This window comes from uncultured Cetobacterium sp., assembly GCF_947039425.1.
In the GTDB taxonomy this organism is placed as follows: Bacteria; Fusobacteriota; Fusobacteriia; order Fusobacteriales; family Fusobacteriaceae; genus Cetobacterium_A.
In genome coordinates, this window is record NZ_CAMQYW010000124.1 from 1 (window position 1) to 5,279 (window position 5,279).

The 5,279-nt window shown below is 30.3% G+C and carries 10 protein-coding genes; all 10 read right to left on the reverse strand.

Translation table 11 applies throughout. The features are described 5' to 3' along the window. Positions 1 to 1,092 (reverse strand): phage tail tape measure protein (locus Q0V09_RS07210; protein WP_297487975.1); only part of this gene is annotated, 1,092 nt, incomplete at its 3' end. Positions 1,093 to 1,289: 197 nt separating this feature from the next. Further along, entirely contained in the window at positions 1,290 to 1,616 is a 327-nt protein-coding gene (locus Q0V09_RS07215) for a hypothetical protein (protein ID WP_297487978.1), read from the reverse strand. Next, positions 1,616 to 2,020, reverse strand: coding sequence for a hypothetical protein (locus tag Q0V09_RS07220; RefSeq protein WP_297487981.1), 405 nt, complete (start codon positions 2,018 to 2,020; stop codon positions 1,616 to 1,618). Before Q0V09_RS07220 ends, Q0V09_RS07215 begins: the two co-directional genes overlap by 1 nt. Beyond that, positions 2,020 to 3,066 (reverse strand): DUF3383 family protein, encoded by a 1,047-nt coding sequence (locus tag Q0V09_RS07225; protein WP_297487984.1) that lies wholly within the window; start codon positions 3,064 to 3,066, stop codon positions 2,020 to 2,022. The genes Q0V09_RS07220 and Q0V09_RS07225 overlap by 1 nt, the downstream gene beginning before the upstream one ends. Further along, positions 3,059 to 3,589: a hypothetical protein gene (locus tag Q0V09_RS07230; RefSeq protein ID WP_297487987.1), complete on the reverse strand. Its 531-nt coding sequence runs from the start codon at positions 3,587 to 3,589 to the stop codon at positions 3,059 to 3,061. Before Q0V09_RS07230 ends, Q0V09_RS07225 begins: the two co-directional genes overlap by 8 nt. After that, on the reverse strand, positions 3,567 to 3,932 hold the full coding sequence (locus Q0V09_RS07235; protein ID WP_297487990.1) for a hypothetical protein: 366 nt from the start codon (positions 3,930 to 3,932) through the stop codon (positions 3,567 to 3,569). Before Q0V09_RS07235 ends, Q0V09_RS07230 begins: the two co-directional genes overlap by 23 nt. A gap of 2 nt (positions 3,933 to 3,934) precedes the next feature. After that, on the reverse strand, positions 3,935 to 4,435 hold the full coding sequence (locus tag Q0V09_RS07240; protein ID WP_297487993.1) for a hypothetical protein: 501 nt from the start codon (positions 4,433 to 4,435) through the stop codon (positions 3,935 to 3,937). Further along, the gene (locus Q0V09_RS07245; protein WP_297487996.1) at positions 4,432 to 4,803 is read right to left on the reverse strand and encodes a hypothetical protein; all 372 of its coding nucleotides are present in this window, start codon (positions 4,801 to 4,803) and stop codon (positions 4,432 to 4,434) included. Before Q0V09_RS07245 ends, Q0V09_RS07240 begins: the two co-directional genes overlap by 4 nt. A 2-nt stretch (positions 4,804 to 4,805) precedes the next feature. Further along, a complete protein-coding gene (locus tag Q0V09_RS07250) occupies positions 4,806 to 5,030 on the reverse strand; it encodes a hypothetical protein (protein WP_297487998.1) in 225 nt (74 codons plus the stop codon). Next, the coding region (locus Q0V09_RS07255; RefSeq protein ID WP_297488001.1) for a hypothetical protein at positions 5,030 to 5,279 on the reverse strand (250 nt) is incomplete at its 5' end. The genes Q0V09_RS07250 and Q0V09_RS07255, both read right to left, overlap by 1 nt.

The following is a 5,279-nucleotide window of genomic DNA, read 5'->3' on the forward strand; positions in this document are numbered from 1 at the left end:
TGTTTCACCTATAGCAAGCCTTAAAGCTTCTTGCTTTGATGTAGTTCCAGCTAGAGTACCCTTCAAGTTGCTGTTCATATAATCTGCTGCCTTTTTAGCATAATCATTATTATTTTTAAGAGCCTTTGTATTCTCTTTTAACTTTTTAGTTCCTTGTGCTTGAACTACCATCATTCCTGTTATTGCTTCTTTACCAAAAAGAGTCTGAAACACTTGAGCCTTTTGAATATTTGTCATCTCTCTTGTTTTTGTTCCGAGTTGATCTAATATATTTGTCATTCCTACAAAGTTTCCATTACTATCTTTTGTTTCTAATTTTAACTTTCTAATAGTTCTTTGAGCTTCTTTAGTAGGTGAAGCTAGATTTAAATATGCTGTTCTTAAAGCTGTTCCCGCTTGGCTTCCTTTAACTCCACCATCTGCCATAGACATAATAAGAGCTGAAACTTCCTCAACGTCAGCACCTAAAGCTTTAGCTGGAGCACCAGCAAACTTTAAAGTTTCTCCCATTTGTCCAATTGATGTATTGGCTTTATTTGCTGAATAAGCTAGTACATCTGCAAAATGATTAGCCTTATCAGCTCCAAGGTCAAATACTGTCATTTGGTCAGTCATAATATCTGTTACTAAAGCTAAATCTTCTCCAGCAACAACGGCCATATTTAAACTGGCTGGAAGTGCTTTAACACTTTCTGTTGCACTCCAACCAGCCATAGCCATATACTCAAGTCCTTTAGCTGATTCTGTAGCAGTAAATCTTGTATCTTTACCTGCATCAAAAGCTGCTTTTTTAAGTTTCTCATAACTTTTAGTAGTCATGTCTCCCTTAGCATTAACTTTTCTTAACTGATCATCAAAAAGAGCAAACTCATTAGTAGCCTTATTTATTCCATAAGCTAAAGTACCAATAATAGCTCCAACACTTACAAGTCCAGTTTCTGTAAAATCTAAAACCTTACTTAATTTACTTACATCATCTTCAGCACCTAAAGCACTTTTACCTATCTTTTTAAGACCTTTATCAGCTTTCATTAAGCCACTATTATCAACCTTATAGCCAATTTCATAATAAGCATCAGCTAATTTACTCATTGTTCACCTCCTTCTTTGGAGTAGTTCTTTCTATTACATATGAGTATAATTTCATTTGTTTTACATAGTCCATATTGTAGTAATCATAAGGGTTAGAATTAAAATATTCTCCTATAGTAAAAGCTATAATATCCTCATTTTCGAGGTTGTTGTAATAATACTGAGTATCTATTAACCCCTCACTAGTTCTCTCTATTTTAACGAAAATAGTTAGCTAATTTCTTTGCACTCTCCTTGTTTAAATGTTCTAGTTTTAATTCTCCTGGAACAGTTACTAAGTTTTTAAGAATCCACTCTATTTTTTTAACATCACTATTCTTAGCGTATAAAGTTTCATTAACTGTTGTATATTCTTTAGCTACCTCTTCCATTTCAAGAAACTCTTTTGTTGTTGGTTTCATATAGATTATTTCAAAATTAGTTCCTGCTATATCTGTTAAAACCATAGTTCCTTGTTCTGTGTTTACTTGTGGTAACTTGTAGTCCACAGCTTTAATTACTTTAATATCATTTGTATTTTCCATTAGTTCGCTCCTTCAGTTGTAAGACATGATTCATATGATATTTTCCATTCTCTATTACCTAGAGTTCCATTTCCATTTCTTGATGCTGATCCATCATTTAAAACTAAACATTTTTTATATGTTTCTCTTTGGCCACCCTTATTTCTGTTATCTCTAATCATAGTAAAATTTGTTCCAGTCTCCATTAGTTTTCTTAGTTCTTTTAAGAAATTTGTAGCATCACTTCTAATAGAAAAAGTAGCTTCACCACTTTTATCTGGATTTTCAAAGTCTTCAAAAGTTCCATTAGAATCTTGTTCTCTAAGATAAGCATCATTTTTTCTTGCTGGAGCAAAATCTTGCTTAAACACATTTGAAAATACTAATCCATTTATAGTTACTATATCTAAACTTGATCTATACATTACACCGCTCCTATTTTCTTTTTATCAAATGTTAATAATCCATCTATTTTTCCAAAACTAGCAGAACCAGAAGGTATTGCTATCCAAGAAACTTCAAAGATCCTAGCTGCTATATCATTTTCTGTATATTCAGTTTTAACATTTATTTTAAATTGTGGTTTTCCATTTATATCTTTAGCAATAAACTCTCTAAAATCACTAGCATAGTCATTTAATACTTCCTCAACAATTGCTCTACACTGAGTAATACCTCTTGGATCTATTCCAGGATGATAAATTTTATATGGTTTCTTTTCAGCTCTTATAAAGGCTATTTCAATATCATCTTGTAAGTTATCACTACCCCAAACAATATCTATAAACTCACCATTACAACATTTACCAGGAAACATTGCTAAAACTCCCTCTCTTTCCTCTTGTATTGTGTTTACTCCAAGAGATTCAAGAGTATCTTGATCTGTTAAATCAAATCCACTAAATAAGGCTCCTTGTGGTTCTTTCCATTCCCATTTATCCTTTCCTGGAGTTTGAGTTGCCATAGCTCCTACTACTTTTGCATCTGGGAAATCATCATCCTCTTTAGTTGCAAAAGCTATAGCTTTAGAGTTTATAGATTTAAAGAATGATTCTATAACAGATATAGTAGTTTCTTTCTCTGTACAATATACAGGAAGTTTATTTTTAGCATTAGCCCACTCTATAACGGCTTTTGACTTTGTTTCATCAAAAGAATCCATAAGAATAAAGTAATATCCTTTTTTTGTTTTATACATTTTGTCTAAAGCTGTTTTAATAGCTCCAGCATCTGCTCCATCAGTTCCAATAATTGAAACTTTATCTATTCTATTGTCTTGTGAGAATATCTTCTCTATTTTCTTATATAAGTTTGTTTCAGGAGTTACAGCTAATTTTTCAAGCTGTGATGTATCTGAAACTGTAGTAAAAGGAATAACTTTTGCAAAAGATACTATTAAAATATCTCCAAAAGTTGCTTTCTTTACTGACTTTGTATCTTTCATTATGCCAACTGCCATATGTCTACTCAATATACTCACCTCTTCTCATAATTATTCCTGCAGGAATCCTATCTATATCAATACTTTCAACATCAAAAGTAAAAGTATATCCATCTCTTGAAATTGATTGGTCTAAATAGAACTCATTTTTATTTACTGACTTAAAATCTCTATTAATAACTATATCTTTAACTACTCCTTTAAAATCATACAGATGAAAGAATGTATCTAACTTATAGTAGTTAGTTAAGAACTTTAATAGGTTATCTATATCTATTCCCTCTTTAGAGGTATAAATAGCTGTAATATCAAGCATATATCTTGAAATCCTATTGTAACTATCTATAATCTCTCTACTGTCTATGTCATAGGTATTAGAAATAGACATATCTTCATTTAGATTAATTTCAAATAGTTGAAATTCAAGTCTTGGATAACCTAACTTGACTACATTTTCATCATCTACTCTACCTAAAGAGTAATTAGTTTTACCTTTAATTAAATTTCCTAAAATCTTATATAACTCATTTTTAATTGACACTGTCATTAACATCACGTCTTCCTAAGAATACTAAGTAATCAGCATACATACATGGAATAGGTTGTTTGATTATATATGTGCTTCCATTAAAAGATTTAAAGCTATCATTTACCTCTAAAACTGATTCTTGATTTAAACGGCAATATACTTTAAGGTCTCCACTTTTAAAGCCGTTATCCTCATTTACATCTTCATTTTTTACATTAAAATATGCTATTTTAATTACTACTTCTTTATTGGTAGAGATAACATTAAAGTTCTCATCAACTAAAGGATTTTCAGCTATTTTATTCTTTGTAATAGTAACTTCTATTTCATATTCTTTAAGAACATCACTATGATCTGCTTTATACATTATTAATCTTCTCCTAATCCATAGGTTTTTTCACTAAAATTAATTCTAGTTCCTACACTTTGTCTTAATCTTCCGCTATCAACCATTGGAGTTCCGCTTCTATGTTTTGGAGCCATGACACCTTTTCCCATCTCTTTTTTAGTATAACTTGCTAAAGTAATAGCTATAATCTCATTTGATTGTTTAATACTCATAGTTCCACTGGCAATTTTCTTTAAATTAACTTTAATTAACTGTTCAAAGAACTCTTTATTCCTTTCAAAAGTAATAGTTAACCACTTTCTTTCAGGCATTATTATAGATGTTCCTGCCTTTAGGGTTACCCCTAAAGACGGAACATATCTATTCTTTTTAATCTTAATTTCTCCACCAAATTCATGTATAGCTGCTATTTTAACCATTTGAGAATCATCTTTCCCAAACACCCCTACTTGAAAGTAGGTATTCTTTCTTGAATTTAATTTCTTTAATTCTTGTAAAGCCTTTGTTGGTTTAAATATCATAAGAATATAACTCCACTTGATAGTTTCTCTTCACTAGCTTTCTCTTTATTTGTTAATAGAGCGTACTGTTGACCGTAAAAACTAGCTTCATATCCTTTTCCTAGTTGTCCAATAGCTCTAGTTTTAGAGCTTGATTCAAGGGAATCTGACTTAATAGCTGAGTGATTAAGATACAGGTAATGACAAGTTAAATAAACTATTCCCATATCTTTAAACTCAGTATCTAAAACACCATTATTAATATCTTTTTGTATTAATAGTTTTGCAAAGTTCATTTGAGTTTTTATAGCTTCATCACTTAAGTCTTGAGCCCCTTTATATGTGTTTTTAACATCTTTTATAGCTGAGAACTCTTCTGATTTAGTCATTTTTATTTCTTCTCATCTTTTGTATCATTAGATTTATCTTTAATTTCATGTACAACTATTAATTTTTCTTTAATTTTAGTTTTCATAAATTTTGTATCTAATAAACTTTTAATATTACCTTCTTCAGCTTTTGTTAATTCACAAGTTTCTGTTACTCCAGGAACAAAGCAAAACCCTCCAAGAAAGATTTTACTTTTTGTTAAATTTTCTAATTTTATCTTAGCCACTATAATGCCCCCTCTACTTTAGTTATTGATTCTGGTAATAAAAGAATGAAACTTGATAGATGTTCCTCTAACATATGAATATCAGTTGTTCCCTCTTTATATTTTTCAGTTAATTCTGCTGGTAAATTTAATATATATCCAAAACAACTAGGATTATCTTCTACAATTGTTGCTGTTCCATACTTAGGAATTGAAACTACATTTTTAAACCATTTTCTACCATTTAATATTTCAAGTACTGATTTAGGT

Bases quoted from the DNA above. Each gene is read 5' to 3' on its own strand.
- Q0V09_RS07220 (WP_297487981.1), bottom strand. From the start codon at position 2,020: ATGTATAGATCAAGTTTAGATATAGTAACTATAAATGGATTAGTATTT.
- Q0V09_RS07235 (WP_297487990.1), bottom strand. From the start codon at position 3,932: ATGTATAAAGCAGATCATAGTGATGTTCTTAAAGAATATGAAATAGAA.
- Q0V09_RS07245 (WP_297487996.1), bottom strand. From the start codon at position 4,803: ATGACTAAATCAGAAGAGTTCTCAGCTATAAAAGATGTTAAAAACACA.
- Q0V09_RS07240 (WP_297487993.1), bottom strand. From the start codon at position 4,435: ATGATATTTAAACCAACAAAGGCTTTACAAGAATTAAAGAAATTAAAT.
- Q0V09_RS07230 (WP_297487987.1), bottom strand. From the start codon at position 3,589: ATGTTAATGACAGTGTCAATTAAAAATGAGTTATATAAGATTTTAGGA.
- Q0V09_RS07215 (WP_297487978.1), bottom strand. From the start codon at position 1,616: ATGGAAAATACAAATGATATTAAAGTAATTAAAGCTGTGGACTACAAG.